Here is an 18,357-nt window from a genome sequence, read left to right as displayed (position 1 = left end):
ACGATGTTCTCACTATATATTGGACAGTAAGCAAAATAAAGTTCCAAATTTCATAAAAAAATATAATACTTTTTACTTTTCACACTTTTGACCTATACTGTTTATTAGCTTATCTTTCAACATAATGAAAAGACTTGAAACACATGATACACTATAGCTACAATTGTTTTCTTAGGAGGAATATACATATGTATAAAATTTTAATCGTTGAAGACGATCCAAATATTTCATCATTACTACAATCTCACATTCAAAAATACGGCTATGAAGCTGTTGTTGCAGAGAACTTCGATGACATTATGGAATCGTTTAACGCAGTGAAACCACATCTTGTTTTACTTGATGTAAACTTACCGAAATTCGATGGATTCTACTGGTGCCGTCAAATTCGTCATGAATCTACTTGTCCTATTATTTTCATTTCAGCTCGTGCTGGTGAAATGGAACAAATTATGGCGATTGAAAGCGGTGCGGATGATTATATTACAAAACCGTTCCACTACGATGTTGTAATGGCAAAAATTAAAGGTCAATTACGCCGTATTTACGGTGATTATGCACCAAATATTTCTGAACGTATCGTTGAAGTAGAAGGTTTAAAACTATTCCCAGAACGCCCAGAAATTCATTTCGGTGCTGAGCAAGTTCTTTTAACGAAGAAAGAGGCAATTTTAGCAGAAATGTTATTATCTAAATTCCCTCGTACAGCGAGCCGTGAAGATTTATTAGCTGCCCTATGGGACGACGAAAGCTTCGTTGAAGAAAATACATTAAACGTAAACATTACGCGTCTTCGTAAAAAGTTCAATGAGCTTGGTATTGAAAATGCTATTGAAACAGTACGTGGACTTGGGTATCGTTTTAACGCAACTTGGAGTGAATAAGCATGAAGCTATTTTTACGTGATCATTTTGCAGTTTTTCTACTATACGTATTAAACTTCGGTATCATCTTCGTTCTTTATGATGCAGTAGATGGATTTCAAAATAATAAATTTTACTTCGTCGTTTTAAGTTTATATTTATTCATTTGTTTCCTCGCTTATCGTTACGTTCGTAATCGTAGAATGTACCATAGATTAAGTGAGCAACCAGAGAAAATGGAAGATGCGTTTATTGAAAGAGCAACTGCTCCGATGCCTCACGGTGTAAATGAACTCGTGCGCACACAGTACCGTCTCTTCCAAAAGGAACTACAGTCGTATGAAGTAAAACAACAAGAACATCAATTATTCATTAACCACTGGGTGCATCAAATGAAGACACCTGTGTCTGTTATGCAACTCATGGTGCTCGAAATGGAAGATGAACATTTGATTCCGAAATTCAAAAAAGAATTAGAACGATTAAATCAAGGACTCGATATGGCTTTATATATGGCAAGATTAAATAACTTCCATGAAGATTTCCACGTTGAGACGATTTCATTAAAAGATGCGGTAACAAAAAATATTAACGGATTAAAAGAACTATTCATTCGAAATGGGGTCTTCCCTGTTTTAGAAGTTCATTCCGATTTAAAAGTTGCTTCTGATGCGAAATGGCTAAAGTTCATCATTTATCAGTTAATGACAAATGCAGTTCGTTACTCTGGTGAGCGCGGGAAGAAAGTTTTCTTATCTGCTTATCGAAACGGAAAAGATATTATTTTAGAAGTTCGCGATGAAGGTGTTGGTATTCCGCAAGAAGATATTCGAAGAGTGTTTGAACCGTTTTACACTGGGAAAAACGGTCGCGCATTCGGAGAATCTACTGGTATGGGACTTTATATTGTAAGTAAAATTTGTGATTATTTAGGTCACTCTGTCAAACTAGACTCTGAAGTTGGTAAAGGAACGACGATTAAAATCATCTTCCACAATGCTGCAAATAATCAAGCAGAACATACAGAGAAGGTGACCGAAGCATGACCCTAACATATGCTAGCAAAATGTATGAGAACTTACTCTCATACATTTTTTGCAATAAAACTACATATTTGCCTTCTAGCGGGAGGTACATATTATGACATTTTGGCAGTTTGCCTTTAAAAATGTAACGCGTAATTCCAGAGCTTATTTTGCTTATTTCGTAAGCAGTTCCTTTTCCATTGCTGTTTTCTTTTCGTTTGCTGTTTATTTATTCCATCCGAAATTACAAAACGTTAGCATGACCGCTGAAATTTCAGGATTAATGATATTTTCAGAAGTTGTAATTGTATTTTTCTCTTTCTTCTTTTTACTATATTCCATTGGCACTTTTTTAAAAGTTAGAAAAAAACAATTTGGAGTTTTGACCGTTTTAGGAATATCGAGAAAGCAATTACATCGTCTTGTTTTTATGGAAAATATGTTAATCGGTATTTTATCTATCTTTTTCGGTATGCAGTTTGGACTTGTCTTTTCGCAATTTTTCTTATTAGTGACAGCAAAAATTACGCACGTGCCAGGCATATATTTATACTTGCCTATTAACGCGTTTATTTTAACGACTATCGTTTTCCTTAGTCTTTTTATCATTGTATCTACATTCACACCAATGCTTATCCGTACCAAAAAAGCGGTACGCCTTTTAAAAACCAATGGAGGAAAACAAAAAGAAAAAAAACCATCCATACTCGTTTCCTTATTTGGTGCGCTTTGTTTATTAGGTGGTTATGCTTTAGCTGGAAATCCTAAATATTTCGTATCAGTAAGCCCGCAAATAGGTATTATATATATGCTTTCAAGTATTTTTGTTATCCCAACGCTTGTTACAATCGGGACATATTTTTTCTTTTCACAAATTAGTTTCTTACTCATTTACATTTTAAAAACGAGAAGAAAGTTTTATATGAAACGTGTTAATATGCTTTGGATTTCTGATTTAGCAAACCGTATTCGAACGAATATTAATATGCTTTTTATTGTAGCGATGCTCTCTACAATTGCTTTCACAATGATTACGTTCCTATATGGATCTGGGAAGTTTATTAAGCTAGAGGTTAATAGAATTTCTCCTTTCCCAATTTCTTATTTTTCTTATGATGCAAATCCTTTTGTTACTGAGCATTTAAATTGGCTTGAACAACAGTTACAAAAAGAGCATTTTCCTTATGAGAAAATCAAAACTGATATATATGAAACACCACTAGAAGAAGATAAAGGTGTATCCATTTATAATGACGTATACGCAATTAAGCAAAGTGACTATAACAAACTTGCTGCTTCTTTACGAATGAAACAACTATTTATGGATGATAACGAAGCATACGTGTTAACGGGGACCTCTTATATCACTATATTTAATGAATTTGAGCAAAGCTACAAAAGAGATTACATTACACTCTCTAGTACAAATACGAAATTAAAAGTAAAAGGCTATGAGCATGTTAATGCAATTCCATCTGCCTTTTCATATCAAACGATAGTTTTGCCTGATATTCTCGTAAATAACTTACCCAACACGGTAAAACATATATCAGCATACAATTACAAAATTCAAAACTGGGAACAGACATATAAAATTGCGGATGATTTTATAGAAAAGGTGCAAAAAGATCGCAACAAATCCCAGTATGAAGGACCTCTTATTCATGCCTTTGAATCAGCGGGATTATTATACAAAATAACATCTGGTAGCGCCGCATTCTTCCTAATCGGAACATTTTTAGGAGTTATTTTCTTCATTGGAGCTGGTAGCGTTCTTTACTTTAGAATGTATACAGATTTGACGAATGAACAAGAGAAGTATATAACAATTTCTAAGATTGGTGTGACAGATAAAGAGATGAAACGATCTGCAACCATTCAGCTTAGTATTTTATTTTTCGTTCCTTACATTATGGCATCTATTCATACAATGTTTGCAACGAAAATGCTACAAGATGTAATTGGTTTATCTTTGTTCAAAGAAGTTGCAGCTGTTCTTATTATTTTTGGAGTCGTTGAAATTGTATTTTTCTTATTCATTCGTTCACTTTATATGCAAAAATTATCACAGTATACGAATGGACAAATTATTTAAAACAAACGTGATGAAAAGAGTATCTTCCATAACTCTTTTCATCCTCACTTTATTAGGAGGTTTAGGTGGATGACATTTTGGCAGTTTGCATTCAAAAACGTAACGCGGAACGCCAGAGCTTATTTCGCCTATTTTGTAAGTAGTGCATTTTCCATTGCAATTTTTTTCTCGTTTGCAGTTTATTTATTTCATCCTAAACTGCATATGACAGGCGTGAATGCTGCTCTAAACATATTAATGACAATTTCAGAAGTTGTCATTGTATTCTTTTCGTTTTTCTTTTTACTCTATTCAATCGGTACTTTCTTAAAAGTACGCAAAAAGCAATTTGGGATTTTAACAGTACTTGGCATATCTCAAAAACAATTAAAGAGACTCATATTTCTAGAAAACATGCTAATTGGTGTACTTTCCATCTTTTTCGGTATTCAACTTGGCCTTGTCTTCTCGCAGTTCTTTTTATTAGTTACCGCAAAAATTACACATGTGCCTGGTTTATATTTATATTGGCCAACGGGTGCCATTATTTTAACTATGATCATTTTTCTAGGACTCTTCATTCTCGTCTCATCTTTTACGCCGATGCTCATTCGGACGAGAAAGGCTGTACGTCTTTTAAAAGAAGGAACAAAACAAAAAGAAAGAAAAGCATCCGTGCTCATCTCTCTATTTGGTGCGACATGTTTAATATGTGGGTACATACTAGCAGCAAATCCGCTATATTTCATATCTCTTGGCGACGTAATTGGGATTTTGTACGCCACCACCAGTATATTTCTCATTCCGTCACTTGTTGCAGCTGGAACATACTTTTTCTTTTCACAAATTAGTTTTTTACTCATTCGTATATTAAAAACACGAAGAACATTTTATATGAAGCGTACGAATATGCTTTGGATTTCTGATTTAGCAGCGCGTATTCGGACAAATATTAACATGCTCTTTATTGTAGCAATGCTATCAACACTCGCTTTTACTATGATTACATTCTTATACGGTTTTGGGAAATTCACAAAATTTGATGCTGTAAGGGAAAATCCTTTTCCTTTTACATATTTATCACATACTGAAAATACGTTAGCGGATGAACATTTGAATTGGTTAAAACAAAAGTTTAACGAAGAGCAATTTATTTATAAACAATTTAAAACGGATATATATGAAGTATCTTCAGCGGAAGAACCCCCGCAGCGTTATTATGCAATTAAACAAAGTGACTATAATATAATGGCTAAAGCATTAAACTGGGAAAATCTCCACGTGAAGAATAATGAATCGTATGTCCTTATAAAAGATTTAGATAATCAAGTTTTTGAAACACTTCATGATCAAAAAACGAGAAATGCTCTTACTTTAAATCAAAATTCTTTGCAGTTACACATAAAAGAATATAAAAGTTATAACCCATTCCCAAACAGCTTAATTTCACAATTACTCGTATTATCCGATGAAAATGTAGAAGCGTTATCATCCGTTTCAAAACAGATGAGTGTATATAGCTTTAAAGTTAAGGACTGGGAAAAAGCTAATAACATCGGCTCGTTATTCATAGACAAAATTAATACCGACGGGAACAACATTCAAGCAGAGCACAAGCCTTTCCATGCAAGTGAAGCGAGCGATTCTCTATACACAACAAAACAAAATGTCGCTTCGTTCTTCTTAATTGGTACTTTCTTAGGTGTTATTTTCTTTATTGGTGCTGGCAGTGTTCTTTACTTCAGGATGTATACAGATTTAACAAATGAGCAAGAAAAGTATGTAACGATTACAAAAATCGGTTTAACAGAAGCTGAGATGAAACGATCTGCTACAATTCAACTTGCGATTCTTTTCTTTGTCCCATACATTATGGCATCGATTCATACGATGTTTGCGACAAAGATGCTACAAGAAGTTTTACATCTCTCGTTCTTCGCTGAGATTACAGTCGTACTTATGATTTTTGGAACGGTTGAAATTTTATTTTTCCTTTTAATTCGTTCCTTCTATATGCAAAAATTATCACAACACATTAAGTTCTAAAGGATAGAAAGGTGATTACTATGGAAGAAGTTTTACACATAAAAAACGTCTCAAAAGTGTATGAAGGAAAAGTCCCTCATACTGCTTTAAAAAATATAAATTTACATGTAGATAAGGGTGAATTTGTCGCTATCATGGGACCATCTGGTAGCGGTAAATCTACATTTTTAAATGTTATCTCTACAATTGATTCACCTACTTCTGGTGATGTCGTGATTAACGGAAAAAAACCGCACACATTTCGCAGAGAGAAGTTAGCTATTTTCCGCCGACAAGAGTTAGGATTTGTTTTCCAAAACTTCAACCTACTAGATACACTAACAATCGGTGAAAATATCGTACTACCTTTAACATTAGATAATGTTCCGTTAAAAGAAATGGACGAAAAGCTTGATAACATTTCAAAAAAGCTTGGCATTGATCATATTTTAGACAAACGTATTTTTGAAGTTTCTGGGGGACAAGCACAGCGTACCGCAGTAGCGCGTGCTGTTATTCATCATCCGTCACTTCTACTTGCCGATGAACCAACAGGAAACTTAGATTCAAAAGCGGCAATTGACGTAATGGAGTTATTTACGAAGTTGAATAAAGAAGAAGATGCAACAATTTTAATGGTTACGCACGATCCATTCGCAGCAAGTTATTGTAACCGCGTCATTTTCATTAAAGATGGCGAGCTTTACAACGAACTACATCGCGGGCTATATCGCGAGAAGTTTTATCAAGAAATATTAGATGTTTTAGCATTATTAGGAGGAAGACGTGGATGACATTTTGGCAATTTGCATTTAAAAATGTCTCGCGTAATTCTAAAGCATATTTCGCTTATTTTGTAAGTAGTGCTTTTTCTATCATGGTTTTCTTTTCATTTACTGTATACGCGTATCATCCGCGCTTACAAGATGTACAAAGCTTTCAAGAACGTGATCCTCTAATGAACTTAGCTAGTACAGCACAGCTTGTTATCGTTATGTTCTCGTTCTTCTTTCTCTTATATTCAATTGGAACATTTTTAAATGTACGGAAGCAACAATTCGGGATACTCACGATTCTCGGTATCTCACAGAGACAATTAAAAAAACTGCTATTTACTGAAAACATGATCATCGGGATATTATCTATTTTTATCGGGATACAAGGTGGTCTTGTATTTTCTAACTTTTTCTTATTAGTCACTTCGAAATTAACAAGTGCGAAAGGCCTCTATTTATATTGGCCAACAGAGGCGATTATCGTTACAACCATAACATTTATCATTTTATTTTTAATCGTTTCTACGTTTACACCGATGTTCATTCGTACTCGTAAAACAGTTCATCTTATTAAAGGGAACAAGAAAGTGAAAGCCGAAAAAAGGCCGTCTATACTCATCTCCTTATTTGCTTTAATTTGTTTAGGGCTGTGTTATTACATCGCTGGTTATCCGCAAGGCTACGTAACAGAAGAAAATGTGCAAAATGGATCTGTCCTCTTTATTATATTATCTATTTTGCCGCTCGTAGTAGTCGGAACATATTTATTCTTTTCACAAACATTTCTTCTTTTTATCTATATTTTAAAGAAGCGCAGAAAGTTTTATTTAAAACAAATAAATATGTTATGGATTTCAGATTTAGTCGCCCGTACCCGTAGTAATATTAATGTGCTCTTTATCGTTTCTATGTTATCTGCACTTGCATTTACAATTATTATCGGATTATTCGCTGCTAATAATAATACGAAGGCATCCATACTAGAGCGATACCCTATTCCCTTCACATATACATCTGAAGGAGAGAATGTACTTGAACAAAAACATATTAATGCAATTGAAACCGAGCTTATAAATAACAATTTTGATTACAAAAAATATAAATTTACAGTATTAAAAGATACAGCATTAAAAGAAGACATTGTGCTAATGAAAATGAGTGATTATAACGCAATTGCTAAACAATTAAAGAGACCGGAAATAACACTTGATTCCACAGAAGCTTATATTATTTCTCGTCACTCACCAGAACTTTTAAATCTTGTATCAAACCCATTTGCTAAACAAAATACGATTACGCTTGGTTCTAACAAAACAGAATTTCATATTAAAGGTTTTATTAATAAAGGAATCGAACCATCTTTTGCATTGCCTCATTCCATTGTTATACAAGATTATATCTTTGATAACATGATTCCTCATATTGAAACGACCATAGTTTATAACTATTTCGTTGAAGAGTGGGAAAATGCGATTGTTCCGACCAAAAATATTTTACGTACGATTAATAATGATATGGGTAATTTCTTTGAAAAACATAAAGAAGAAAATGTGCAGCCTCCTTTTTACATTCATACGGCTACCGATGAACTCATTCACAATAAAGAAAATGCAGTTGCTCAATTCTTTATTTGGGCATTTCTTGGCTTTATCTTCTTTATCGGTGCAGCTAGTGTTTTATACTTCCGTATGTATAATGACTTAACAACTGAGAGACAAAAGTATATTACGATTACAAAGCTTGGCTTAACTGAATCAGAAATGTTTCACTCTGCAACGATTCAGTTAGGAATTTTATTTTTCGTTCCTTACATCGTTGCTGGTATTCACACATTATTTGCGGTTAAGTTTTTACAAAGCATGTTTTCTTTCCCATTACTAAAAGAGTTATTGATTATACTCACCTTTTTCGGGATTATCGAGATCATTTTCTTCTTCTTAATCCGTTCTCTGTACATTAATAAATTATCACAGCATATTAAAGTATGAATAAAATAGCCTTGTGCAGTATGCACAAGGCTATTTTCAATAGTTTTTAATTAGCAGCAATATCCACCATAACCGCCGCCATAACCGCCGTAACCACCATAACCACAACCGCCGCCTCCGCCGAAGCAGCTAGCACCGATGATAATTAATAAAATAAACAATACGATTAGAAGCGCAAAACCGCCTCCGCAACCATGGTGTCTGCGGTTACAATCATCATGTCTGTGTTCACACTTTTCGCTCATTACTCTATTCCTCCTTTAGTATCATTCATAACAAGTTCACCTTGCTCTAAATGAGGGGATTCCATTTATAGTATGTTTTCAGGGCGAATAGGAAGCTTGGCTTTCTTAAAAACGGGCTTGTTTTCGGAAATGGGCTTTATCAAAAAAAAGATACCAATTAAGGTATCTTCTAAATAAACATATTCAATAAAAGTGCAAAACCAAATGCAATAAATGATAACAATGTCTCCAGCACTGTCCACGTTTTAAACGTTTCCTTCACCGTTAATCCTAAATACTCTTTTACAAGCCAGAATCCTGCATCATTTACGTGAGAAAACATTAATGATCCCGCGCCCGTTGCAATAACGAGCAATTCTAAATTTACACCAGACATGTGCTGAATAACAGGTGAAACAATTCCTGCTGCTGTCGTTAATGCTACTGTCGCTGAACCTGTTGCAATTCGAATTAATCCAGCTACCATGAAAGCTAATACTATTGGTGATAACGATATATGCTCTGCCATTTGCGCAATCGCCGTTCCAACGCCGCTTTCAATTAATATTTGTTTAAACCCACCGCCTGCACCGATAATTAAAATAATGGAACCGACTGGTAGTAAACTTTCATCCGTTAATTTTTTAATTACCTTTTTATTAATTCCTTGTCTTATTCCAAGTAAATAGAACGCTGCGAAACATGAAATAAGTAAAGCAATTACTGGACTTCCTATAAACACAAAAAATTCAGTTATCTTTTTCAGTAATGAAATATATGGTGCAACTACTGATAAAATCATCAATACAACTGGTAATAAAATAATAAAGAATGAAACTTTACGACTTGGTAAATCTGTTGATACAGTCGTAACTCGAACAAGCTCTGGTTCATTTTCAGGTATAACCCTTTTATGTACCCACTTTGCAAATATCGGCCCTGCGATAATAGCTGTTGGTAACGCAATAATTAATGAATATAAAAGAACCTTTCCTAAGTTCGCGTTATAAATACCGATTGCTGTCATCGCCCCTGGATGTGGTGGCACGAGCCCGTGAACAATAGATAATCCAGCAATAACAGGTAACGCAATTAATAATATATTTTGCTTCGTCGTTTTTCGAATTGAAATAACCAGTGGTAATAAAATGACGATCCCCACTTCGAAAAATACTGGAATCCCTATAACAAATCCTGCAAATAACATAGCCCAAGGTAGTTTCTTCACACCGAAAAATCGAATAAAGAAATCTGCCACTTGCATGCCTGCCCCCGAATCGGACATCATTTTCCCTAAAATTGTTCCGAGAGCCAAAATACCAACTAAATGCCCTAGTACACTACCAACACCAGTTTCATAGGCAGTCACTATTTTCGTTAAATTCAGTCCAGACATAATAGCTAAAAATAAACTCGCAACTGTTAAACTAATAAATGCATGCCATTTCCACCATGATACCCCTAAAATAACAATCGCGATTGCAAGTAACGTGACGATTAATAAGTATATATCCATCTCTCATTCCCCTTACTTTTATCCCGTATTTGCAGGCAGTAAATACCTAATTGATGCGGGATGAATCCAATTGAAGTTTCACTTTATAAAAAAAGAGGGACAATCCCCTCTTTTTATACGTCATAATTCACTACATAATGCTGCATTTCTGTATTGTAGTAGCCTTCGCTATATTCAATTACTTCGCCAACTTCATCGTAAGAATAGCGCATACGTTTTAATAACGCTGTCCCTTCTTTTTCACCTAACGCCTCTGCAACGAAATTAGGCGCAAGTCCAACAGCGAATTCATCTCTGAAGTTTTCTAAATGTATACCTCGATCCTCAACTAAATCATAAAGTGATTGCAAGTCAAAGTCCGATAAATCTGTACTTGCCATGTGTGCTGAGAAATAGTGCGTATAATGAATATACGGCGCATCGTTTAACGCATATAAACGTTCGATACGGAAACTCTCTTTACCGAATAATCGAAACGGCACTGTTCCTTCTTCATTATGAACGATTTCTGCTTTTAGCAATTTCTTCTGTACTTTATATCCTTCTTCTACTAACACTTCTGTAAATTTCTTACCCTTTGACAACTTTGTCGCAGAAGTATTACGAATGACTTTCGTTCCTTTACCGCTTTTCTTTTCCAAATATCCTTCTTGAGCAAGTTCTTTAATCGCATTCCGCACTGTAATTTTGCTTACTTTGAACTCTTCTTCTAACTGCGGTTCGGAAGGAATATTTGTATGAATCGCATATACACCATGCAATATTCGATCACGAATAATATTTTTTATTTGTAAATATAATGGTCCTTTTTTTCTCGTTACGTTCACCGTTACACCCACTACCTTTCTACATCACCTACTGATGCCGTCATTGCCCGAAGTATATCCTTCTCTGATGACATTGGCGTATCACCGACGATTGTATGTGCAAGCATTCCAGCTGCTGACGCAAATGAAACAGCTTTCTCTGGTGCAAACTCTTCTATCTCGCCATGAATAATCCCGCTCGTATAAGCATCTCCAGCACCTATTCTATCATATACAGAAAACGTAAGTGTTTTTGCAAAAGTGAACGCACCATCTTTACATATAAACCCGCGAAGCGAGTGTGTATTATCGCTATTAATAGAGCGATGTGTACCAGCAATTGTAGCAATATGATATGTTTCAGCCACTTTCGGAATAAGATCAACAAGTTGCGCCTCTCGATCTGTCTCTTCTGTTTGCATTCCAAGAACGAACATGGCATCTTTTTCATTCATCATAACGATATCAGCAAGAACTAGCATTTCTTCATAATGCGGTTTCGCCTGCTCATATCCATCTTCTCCCCAAAGCGATGGACGATAATTGCAATCAAAAACGACAATGCCTCCGTTTTCTTTAACTGCTTTCGCTAAAGATTTCATATGATGGCGCACCGTATCATTCATCGCAAGTGTAATCCCGCAAAAATGAACGATATCAATTTCCTTGGCGATTTCTTCAAACTGGTACATCTCTTCAGACGCTGTATTGAAGCTACTTTCTAATCGATTTGAATATGTAACGCGGCTTGCACGTGCGCCAAATCCATTTTCTAAAAAGTACATGCCGACATATTTACCGCCTCTTGAAATAAACGGCGCCCGAATGCCTAACTTTTGAATATGTGATATCGCAGCATCCCCAACAGAGTTTTCCGGTAAGATTGAAATAAGAAAGCCTTCATGTCCAAGATGAGAAAGTGCTGCTGCAACGTTCACACCTGTACCAGAAAATGAATATTTTAACGTATTTGCTTGCGACAACAATTCATATCCTGGTACTTGCAGGCGCATCATTACTTCGCCAAATGCTGCAATTTTCTTACGCATATTGATCAACTAGCTTCTTCACTACCGCTAATAATTCACGAACATCTTCTGTTTTCGTATTACCAGTTTCTTTATCAATAATAGAAGAGTACACGTGCGGGATAACTTGCTCTACGTTTGCTTCTAATGCAATACGCACAATTGTTTCAAAGTTTTCTTTATCAATTCCACCCGTTGGTTCTAATGCAAATCCTTCTTCTGCACATGCTTTCGCAACTGCGCGATATTCTTCTTCATGAGCTAAACCTTTCATTGGGAAGTATTTCAATGAATTTCCGCCCATATCACGTACAAGTGCGATCGCTGTTTTAATTGGAACGATTGCTTTTTCTTCTCCAGCTGCACTAATTGGACCAGTAGAAATATTTACGTACCCTACTTTTCCTGTTGGTGATACTAAACTATTAATCCAGCTATCTTTTCCGCCAAGATTTGCACGTGTCGCTCCAACTGAAGGGAACACTTGGTTAATATGACTGCCAGGATAATGCTTTGCAATTTCAGCTACAACTGCCGCTTGGCGATTATCTCCTGCTCCTAGTCCGATCGATACCGCGTCATCAATTTCTTTTCCGTATGCTTTCATCGCTGTAACTGCTTCTTCTACTGTTGGATAGTCTTTTGATAACACTCCTACTACTACATAACCTTCTGCTGCTTCAAAAATATCTTTCGCATTTCGGGTATTGTTCGCTAATACATTTAATGCTACACGGCCTTTATAAAAACGTTTTTGAATGTTTGTCATTTTAGTTTCCCCCTACAATTTCTCTCATTTTTTCTTCAATTACATGTATGTCATCACCTTGAAGTGGACGTGGATCAATATCAAAGAATCCTTGTCTTACACCGTAATCACGTGTGTAAATGGCAATTTCCCCTTCGCGTAATGCTGTTACGACGTCTTTTGCTGATTTATTTAACTCGTTCTCGTTAATTTGAATACGTGCTCTAAAGATCGCTCTTCCTGCTTCATCTTGAACAATCGTTACATTTACACCGTTTAATTCTTTCAGCGGCATAAGTACTTGTAATAACTCTTTTTCTTGTTCACTTTTATCTTCTTTTACTCCGTACTCATCAAGCGCTTGAAGTAAACCGAAAGTTGTTTCTTTCCCTACTTTCATACTTCTTCCGATGCAATGTAATTGCACTTTCAGCCACTCAATATATTTTCGTTTACCGCCAACAATACCAGAAGTAGGTCCTTCAATTGCCTTTGAACCGCTATAAATGGCAAGGTCTGCATACTTCACATATTTTTGAATATCTTCTTCAGCTGCCGCATCAACGATAAGTGGTACGTTATTTCGCTGCGCAACTTCCCATGCTTCTTCAACAGAAATCATATTTTTTTGAACGGCGTGATGGGATTTCACATACAGAATGGCTGCTGTATTTTCACCAATCGCATCTTCAATATGCTCTGCTTTCCCTTCATTTGCGTAGCCAACTTCTACAAGTTTACCGCCGCCTAAATAAATCATCGTTTCGACTGGAGCACCGTATTGAACGTTATGTCCTTTTAACATAATCACTTCGTTTTTCGCGATGACCTCTTGATGAAGTCTTTCACTTTTACGGCGATTTCCTTCTGTCACGATACCAGCGATAGAAAGTGCAATTCCGCTCGATGCTGAATTCACAACGACCGCTGCCTCTGAATCTAGAATTCTCGCAATATGGTCTCCCGCTTTATCTACTAAATCAGCAATTTCCACATAATTTTGTCCACCATGTTTCATCGCATCCATAACTGTATCTGTAGGAGCGGATACACCTAAAATACTCATTCTACCGCTCGCATTAATTACTCTTTTTAATCCGTACTTAGCATTCAATGAATGACCCATTGATTACAACCCCTTTCGTATCAATTCTTCTTTCAGCAATGCGCTGATCCCCTTCTGAATCAATTAACGTAATCGGTTCATCTTTCACCGTAAATAAAGTTAAGTTTGCAATATCGCCTTCCTGAATACGACCAAGCTCTGGTTTTTTCAGCCACTCTGCCGCATTTTTCGTCACCCCATCAATTACTTCTTCTAGCGGATAACCTAAGTAAAGGAATTTCGAAAGAACGTGAGCCATACTATACACGGGACCGTGTATACGATTCTTCCGGTAAATATCTGTACTAATTGTATTAAAAGCAATATCATGACGCTTCGCCGCTTCTGCTACTTTAAAGGAAAAACTAGCATTGCCGTGACCAACATCTAAATGAACACCGCGCTTCACTGCATCTAGTAATACAGGTAGCGGTTTGCCTTCTTCATCAAATAAATTATTTTCTTTCCCGTTTAAATAATGTGTAATCACATCATCTTTTTCTAAAAGAGGTACAACTTCCTCAATGCGAGGAGGGGCTGAACCGATATGTACCATAATCGGCAATGATGTTTCACGAGATAACGAGCGTGCAACATGAAGCGGTTCAATTCCGCTGTCACAAACGACACTTTTACTCATTCTCGCCTTTAACCCAACGATTACACCTTTATACTTTTCTACTGCTTCTATTACTTTCTCTTTATCTATCCATTCCATGTTGGATAATTCATCAATTCGTTTCAAACCGATGCGAGAAATATTTAAAAAGGCAAATAAATTCGTTTTCGCCTGCTCTCTACTTTTTACTAAATCTGCAATACGATCAGCTCCGCAGCTACCCGCATCAACAATTGTCGTTACCCCTTGCTTAACGCCAATTTCATCCACCTCATCGCCATACGGATCAAACTCTGGAAAAGCGTGAACGTGTAAATCTATCCAGCCACTCGATACGTAAGTACCAGAGTAATCAAGAACCTTTCCACCCTCACCAGCACCAGCTTTCGTCACCTGTGCGATTTTGTTATTTTCAATTACAATGTCAATCTCTTCCCCGTTCACACGTTTCACATTACGTAGTACGAATCGTTCTGTCATTGTATTTCCACCCTTTTCTATAAGAAGCCATAAGAATACGCTTACATTAAAGTTTCATTTTATATCTCTTTCACACATTTAGCGTAACACAAAAAAAGGGAGAAGTAAATATAACGTTATAATGTTTAAAGGTGAAATAAAAGATACTCCTCAAAATAATGATAGTACAGGAATTTATATCACCGCTTCAACAAGGAGTATCGATTTACCGACAAAAAACGCCAATCCCCTTCTTATATACGAAAAGGCTGCTCCAAAAGGGAACAACCTCTTTATCTATTCCTGAACCGTCACAATAATCCCATCCATATTATTCCCCGAAATTTCATACTGCTTATTCGCTGGAACATTCACTTTCCTGTTCCCTGACACTTTATAATAAGAAACCGTATATTTCTTACCTTCCACATCGGTTGTGATTTCTTTTTTCTCTTTTAAGAAGTCTAAGTATTCCTCCAATGTAATTTTCTCTTTTTGCATAATTGCACTATGAGGTAAGCCGACATAACGTATATGCCACGGCTCATATTGAATGCCTGTAATATGACTTTTATTTTTCGGATAACGTAAAACAAAACCATGCTTCCATACGTTCTCTTCAATCCACTTTCCTTCAGGGGCTCTCTCCATTTTCTTTTGCGTAGATCCAACGTCGAGTGATAACCCTAAATTATGTTCACTGTATCCTGCTGGAAGTGCATAGTCAGATCCCATTTCTTTATACAATTTCCTTTGCTCTTTAAAATCTCGATATCCGCTACTCATTAAGAAATGCTGTACTCCATCTTTTCCAGCTGCATCGACAACGTTCAAAAAATTTTCCACAACACCCTTTGATAAGCGAAGATTTCTATCAAATATGACGTAACCTCTTACTAATTCACTATTATGATTTACATTTATAATGTCAGACCTAATACTATCTTTTTTAACTGGGTAATCTTTATTAACTAATAACAGATCCCCCTTATAAATTTCTTCTTTTGTAACCTCTATATTTTCCGTATTCGCAGCTCTTACCGTATTATCTTTTTCGGCAATTTTAACATCGATCTCTTTTTGAAATAATGGTGATATATAAACCCCTACACAGATTGTGCATGCTATAAAAAAAGAAATAAATACCCACTTTTTCATTTCTAGTTCCTCCTTAATGTAACTTACGTATAGAATAGAAAAAACTATTAAAATAAAAAGTGGGGTAAAGTTTAAATTTTTATTAAATTACTTCGCTCTCTTCTTTTGGCAATCTCACTTCAAATATCGTTCTAATCACATTACTTTCAGCAGAAATCTTTCCATCATGCTGCTCAACAATATTTTTCGCAATAAATAGCCCAAGACCTGTACCACCTTGCTGCTCAGATCTTGCCTTATCACCTGTATAAAACATATCAAAAAGGTACGGTAAATCTTCTTCCGGAATACTATCTCCGTAATTAATAATTTGTACGACTACCTCTTCACCTTCAATGTACCCGTTCACATCAACAAACTTTCCATCATACCCGTAGCGAATCGCATTCGTTAAAAGATTTTCAAATACCCTCGCTAATAATTTCCCGTCACCGTTAATAGGTAACTGCGGCGTGATATTCAATCTCGCTTCTAATTCCTTCTTTTCTAATAACGGATATAATTCTTCATCTAACTGAATAAGCAATTCACCTATATCAATCGATCTTTTTTCCAGCTTCAGCATCCCATAATTCATTCTTGTGATTTCAAATAACTCATCAATTAAACTTTCCAGCCTTTCAGATTTCGTAAAAGCAATTGTGGAAAAGTGTTTAATTTGTTCTTTCGTCAAATTCTCATCTTTAAGAATTAAATCTAAGTAACCTAAAACAGACGTTAACGGCGTTCTCAAATCGTGAGCTAAGTTAACAATAAGCTGGTCTTTACTACTTTCCGCAAAGTCTCCTCGCTCCACTGCTTCCTTTAATTTTTCACTCGCTACATTAATTTCACGTGCGATATATCCAAACTCATCATTTGATGACACGCGCACTTCATTTGTAAAATCTCCGTTTGCCAAATGATGAATTCCATTTGAAATTTCATCAAAATATTTTAAATATGGCCTAGTAAGGAAGAAGAAAAACATAATGGATAGAGGGATGAAAATAATTAAAAAGAAATTAACATCCCCAATTTGCCTTACCATGGAACGAAATTGAGCTAACGGATCCTCAAAACGAACGGCTAATTTGTAATAGATACGTAACCCTTCATAAATGATATACGTTACACCGCCAGCAAATATCATACTTAACGCAAATAGCATAACCATCTTCGAGCGAAAGCTTCTCATCTTTTTAGCCATTGAAAGTATAACCTACTCCCCACACTGTTTTTATTAACTTATTCTTTCTTTTATCTTCCCCAAGTTTTTTCCGCAACGTACGAATATGTACCATAACTGTATTTCCGCCTTCAAAATAATCATCTGCCCATACTTGCTGAAAAATATTTTCTACATTGTACACTTTCTTCGGATGGCTCGCTAATAAATATAAAATATCAAACTCTTTCGGTGTTAATTCAACTTGTTCTTCGTACACATTTACTGTTCTTCGCTCAGGATCAATAACGACTCCGCCTACCTCTAAAGCAGATTTATTCTCCACTACTTTCGGCTGATTTAACGTAAGAAATCGGCGTAATTGTGCATTTACACGCGCAACTAATTCAATCGGTGTAAAAGGTTTTGTCATATAATCATCTGCACCTAATACAAGACCTGTCACCTTATCAAAATCAGATGTTTTCGCACTTAAAAAAATGATTGGCATATGGTGCTTCGCACGAATTTGGCGCGTCACTTCATAACCATCCATTTTCGGCATCATAATATCTAAAACCACCAAGTCGATTGGCTGCGTTTCAATAATATGAATTGCCTCTTCTCCATCAGCTGCTTTCACGACGTGGTAGCCTTCTTTTTCTAAATGTATCTCAATTAAATCAGCAATTTCTGCCTCATCATCCGCTATTAAAATTGAAATGCGCTTCATATTACTCCCCCTTTATCCCGCTATTTGCGGGCAGTAAGACTCCCACCTCAAATTTCGAATGAA

At 35.9% G+C, this 18,357-nt stretch carries 16 protein-coding genes; 6 read left to right on the top strand and 10 right to left on the bottom strand.

The features are described from left to right. The first annotated feature begins 188 nt into the window (after positions 1–188). The 6 genes from ACXVYO_RS18155 (at position 189) to ACXVYO_RS18130 (ending at position 8,751) form a co-directional block, all read left to right on the top strand. A complete protein-coding gene (locus ACXVYO_RS18155) occupies positions 189–884 on the top strand; it encodes a response regulator transcription factor (protein WP_000276736.1) in 696 nt (231 codons plus the stop codon). 2 nt (positions 885–886) lie between these two features. Continuing rightward, on the top strand, positions 887–1,909 hold the full coding sequence (locus tag ACXVYO_RS18150; RefSeq protein WP_458468104.1) for a sensor histidine kinase: 1,023 nt from the start codon (positions 887–889) through the stop codon (positions 1,907–1,909). A gap of 94 nt (positions 1,910–2,003) precedes the next feature. Further along, complete coding sequence (locus ACXVYO_RS18145) at positions 2,004–3,983, top strand: FtsX-like permease family protein (protein WP_458468103.1); 1,980 nt, start codon at positions 2,004–2,006, stop codon at positions 3,981–3,983. Between the two features lie 69 nt (positions 3,984–4,052). Continuing rightward, positions 4,053–6,008: an FtsX-like permease family protein gene (locus ACXVYO_RS18140; RefSeq protein ID WP_458468102.1), complete on the top strand. Its 1,956-nt coding sequence runs from the start codon at positions 4,053–4,055 to the stop codon at positions 6,006–6,008. A 20-nt stretch (positions 6,009–6,028) separates the two neighbouring features. Beyond that, a complete protein-coding gene (locus ACXVYO_RS18135; RefSeq protein WP_000393250.1) occupies positions 6,029–6,781 on the top strand; it encodes an ABC transporter ATP-binding protein in 753 nt (250 codons plus the stop codon). Next, on the top strand, positions 6,778–8,751 hold the full coding sequence (locus tag ACXVYO_RS18130) for an ABC transporter permease (protein ID WP_458468101.1): 1,974 nt from the start codon (positions 6,778–6,780) through the stop codon (positions 8,749–8,751). Before ACXVYO_RS18135 ends, ACXVYO_RS18130 begins: the two co-directional genes overlap by 4 nt. Positions 8,752–8,801: 50 nt before the next feature. Here ACXVYO_RS18130 and ACXVYO_RS18125 read toward each other — a convergent pair whose 3' ends face one another. The 10 genes from ACXVYO_RS18125 to ACXVYO_RS18080 all read right to left on the bottom strand — a co-directional run bounded on the left by ACXVYO_RS18125 (position 8,802) and on the right by ACXVYO_RS18080 (position 18,294). Then, on the bottom strand, positions 8,802–8,996 hold the full coding sequence (locus ACXVYO_RS18125) for a YjcZ family sporulation protein (RefSeq protein WP_029440268.1): 195 nt from the start codon (positions 8,994–8,996) through the stop codon (positions 8,802–8,804). A 169-nt stretch (positions 8,997–9,165) separates the two neighbouring features. Continuing rightward, the gene (gntP, locus tag ACXVYO_RS18120; protein WP_458468100.1) at positions 9,166–10,491 is read right to left on the bottom strand and encodes a gluconate permease GntP; all 1,326 of its coding nucleotides are present in this window, start codon (positions 10,489–10,491) and stop codon (positions 9,166–9,168) included. 113 nt (positions 10,492–10,604) lie between these two features. Further along, entirely contained in the window at positions 10,605–11,330 is a 726-nt protein-coding gene (locus ACXVYO_RS18115) for a GntR family transcriptional regulator (RefSeq protein ID WP_061677598.1), read from the bottom strand. Further along, the gene (locus ACXVYO_RS18110; protein WP_458468099.1) at positions 11,330–12,346 is read right to left on the bottom strand and encodes a sugar kinase; all 1,017 of its coding nucleotides are present in this window, start codon (positions 12,344–12,346) and stop codon (positions 11,330–11,332) included. Before ACXVYO_RS18110 ends, ACXVYO_RS18115 begins: the two co-directional genes overlap by 1 nt. Then, positions 12,339–13,094, bottom strand: a complete 756-nt coding sequence (gene dagF, locus ACXVYO_RS18105; RefSeq protein ID WP_002191030.1) for a 2-dehydro-3-deoxy-phosphogluconate aldolase — start codon at positions 13,092–13,094, stop codon at positions 12,339–12,341. The genes ACXVYO_RS18110 and dagF overlap by 8 nt, the downstream gene beginning before the upstream one ends. A gap of 1 nt (position 13,095) precedes the next feature. Further along, positions 13,096–14,199 carry a DgaE family pyridoxal phosphate-dependent ammonia lyase gene (locus ACXVYO_RS18100; protein WP_458468098.1) on the bottom strand — a complete coding sequence of 368 codons (1,104 nt, stop codon included), beginning with the start codon at positions 14,197–14,199 and terminating at the stop codon, positions 13,096–13,098. Beyond that, positions 14,177–15,277 carry an amidohydrolase/deacetylase family metallohydrolase gene (locus ACXVYO_RS18095; RefSeq protein ID WP_458468097.1) on the bottom strand — a complete coding sequence of 367 codons (1,101 nt, stop codon included), beginning with the start codon at positions 15,275–15,277 and terminating at the stop codon, positions 14,177–14,179. The genes ACXVYO_RS18100 and ACXVYO_RS18095 overlap by 23 nt, the downstream gene beginning before the upstream one ends. 276 nt (positions 15,278–15,553) lie before the next feature. Continuing rightward, entirely contained in the window at positions 15,554–16,414 is an 861-nt protein-coding gene (locus tag ACXVYO_RS18090) for a M15 family metallopeptidase (RefSeq protein ID WP_458468096.1), read from the bottom strand. Between the two features lie 82 nt (positions 16,415–16,496). After that, on the bottom strand, positions 16,497–17,603 hold the full coding sequence (locus ACXVYO_RS18085; RefSeq protein ID WP_458468095.1) for an ATP-binding protein: 1,107 nt from the start codon (positions 17,601–17,603) through the stop codon (positions 16,497–16,499). Continuing rightward, the gene (locus ACXVYO_RS18080; RefSeq protein WP_458468094.1) at positions 17,596–18,294 is read right to left on the bottom strand and encodes a response regulator transcription factor; all 699 of its coding nucleotides are present in this window, start codon (positions 18,292–18,294) and stop codon (positions 17,596–17,598) included. The genes ACXVYO_RS18085 and ACXVYO_RS18080 overlap by 8 nt, the downstream gene beginning before the upstream one ends. Between the last annotated feature and the right edge of the window lie 63 nt (positions 18,295–18,357).

This window comes from Bacillus sp. BC08, from assembly GCF_054326875.1.
Note: the sequence above shows the minus strand (reverse complement) of the source record. Positions and strands in the feature narration are given on the sequence as shown.

Excerpts from the sequence above, each read along its gene's own strand:
- gntP (WP_458468100.1), bottom strand. The coding sequence starts at position 10,491 with ATGGATATATACTTATTAATCGTCACGTTACTTGCAATCGCGATTGTT.
- ACXVYO_RS18150 (WP_458468104.1), top strand. The coding sequence starts at position 887 with ATGAAGCTATTTTTACGTGATCATTTTGCAGTTTTTCTACTATACGTA.
- ACXVYO_RS18100 (WP_458468098.1), bottom strand. The coding sequence starts at position 14,199 with ATGGGTCATTCATTGAATGCTAAGTACGGATTAAAAAGAGTAATTAAT.
- ACXVYO_RS18095 (WP_458468097.1), bottom strand. The coding sequence starts at position 15,277 with ATGACAGAACGATTCGTACTACGTAATGTGAAACGTGTGAACGGGGAA.
- ACXVYO_RS18080 (WP_458468094.1), bottom strand. The coding sequence starts at position 18,294 with ATGAAGCGCATTTCAATTTTAATAGCGGATGATGAGGCAGAAATTGCT.
- ACXVYO_RS18135 (WP_000393250.1), top strand. The coding sequence starts at position 6,029 with ATGGAAGAAGTTTTACACATAAAAAACGTCTCAAAAGTGTATGAAGGA.
- ACXVYO_RS18085 (WP_458468095.1), bottom strand. The coding sequence starts at position 17,603 with ATGGCTAAAAAGATGAGAAGCTTTCGCTCGAAGATGGTTATGCTATTT.
- ACXVYO_RS18155 (WP_000276736.1), top strand. The coding sequence starts at position 189 with ATGTATAAAATTTTAATCGTTGAAGACGATCCAAATATTTCATCATTA.
- ACXVYO_RS18145 (WP_458468103.1), top strand. The coding sequence starts at position 2,004 with ATGACATTTTGGCAGTTTGCCTTTAAAAATGTAACGCGTAATTCCAGA.
- ACXVYO_RS18110 (WP_458468099.1), bottom strand. The coding sequence starts at position 12,346 with ATGCGTAAGAAAATTGCAGCATTTGGCGAAGTAATGATGCGCCTGCAA.
- ACXVYO_RS18140 (WP_458468102.1), top strand. The coding sequence starts at position 4,053 with ATGACATTTTGGCAGTTTGCATTCAAAAACGTAACGCGGAACGCCAGA.
- dagF (WP_002191030.1), bottom strand. The coding sequence starts at position 13,094 with ATGACAAACATTCAAAAACGTTTTTATAAAGGCCGTGTAGCATTAAAT.
- ACXVYO_RS18090 (WP_458468096.1), bottom strand. The coding sequence starts at position 16,414 with ATGAAAAAGTGGGTATTTATTTCTTTTTTTATAGCATGCACAATCTGT.
- ACXVYO_RS18130 (WP_458468101.1), top strand. The coding sequence starts at position 6,778 with ATGACATTTTGGCAATTTGCATTTAAAAATGTCTCGCGTAATTCTAAA.
- ACXVYO_RS18125 (WP_029440268.1), bottom strand. The coding sequence starts at position 8,996 with ATGAGCGAAAAGTGTGAACACAGACATGATGATTGTAACCGCAGACAC.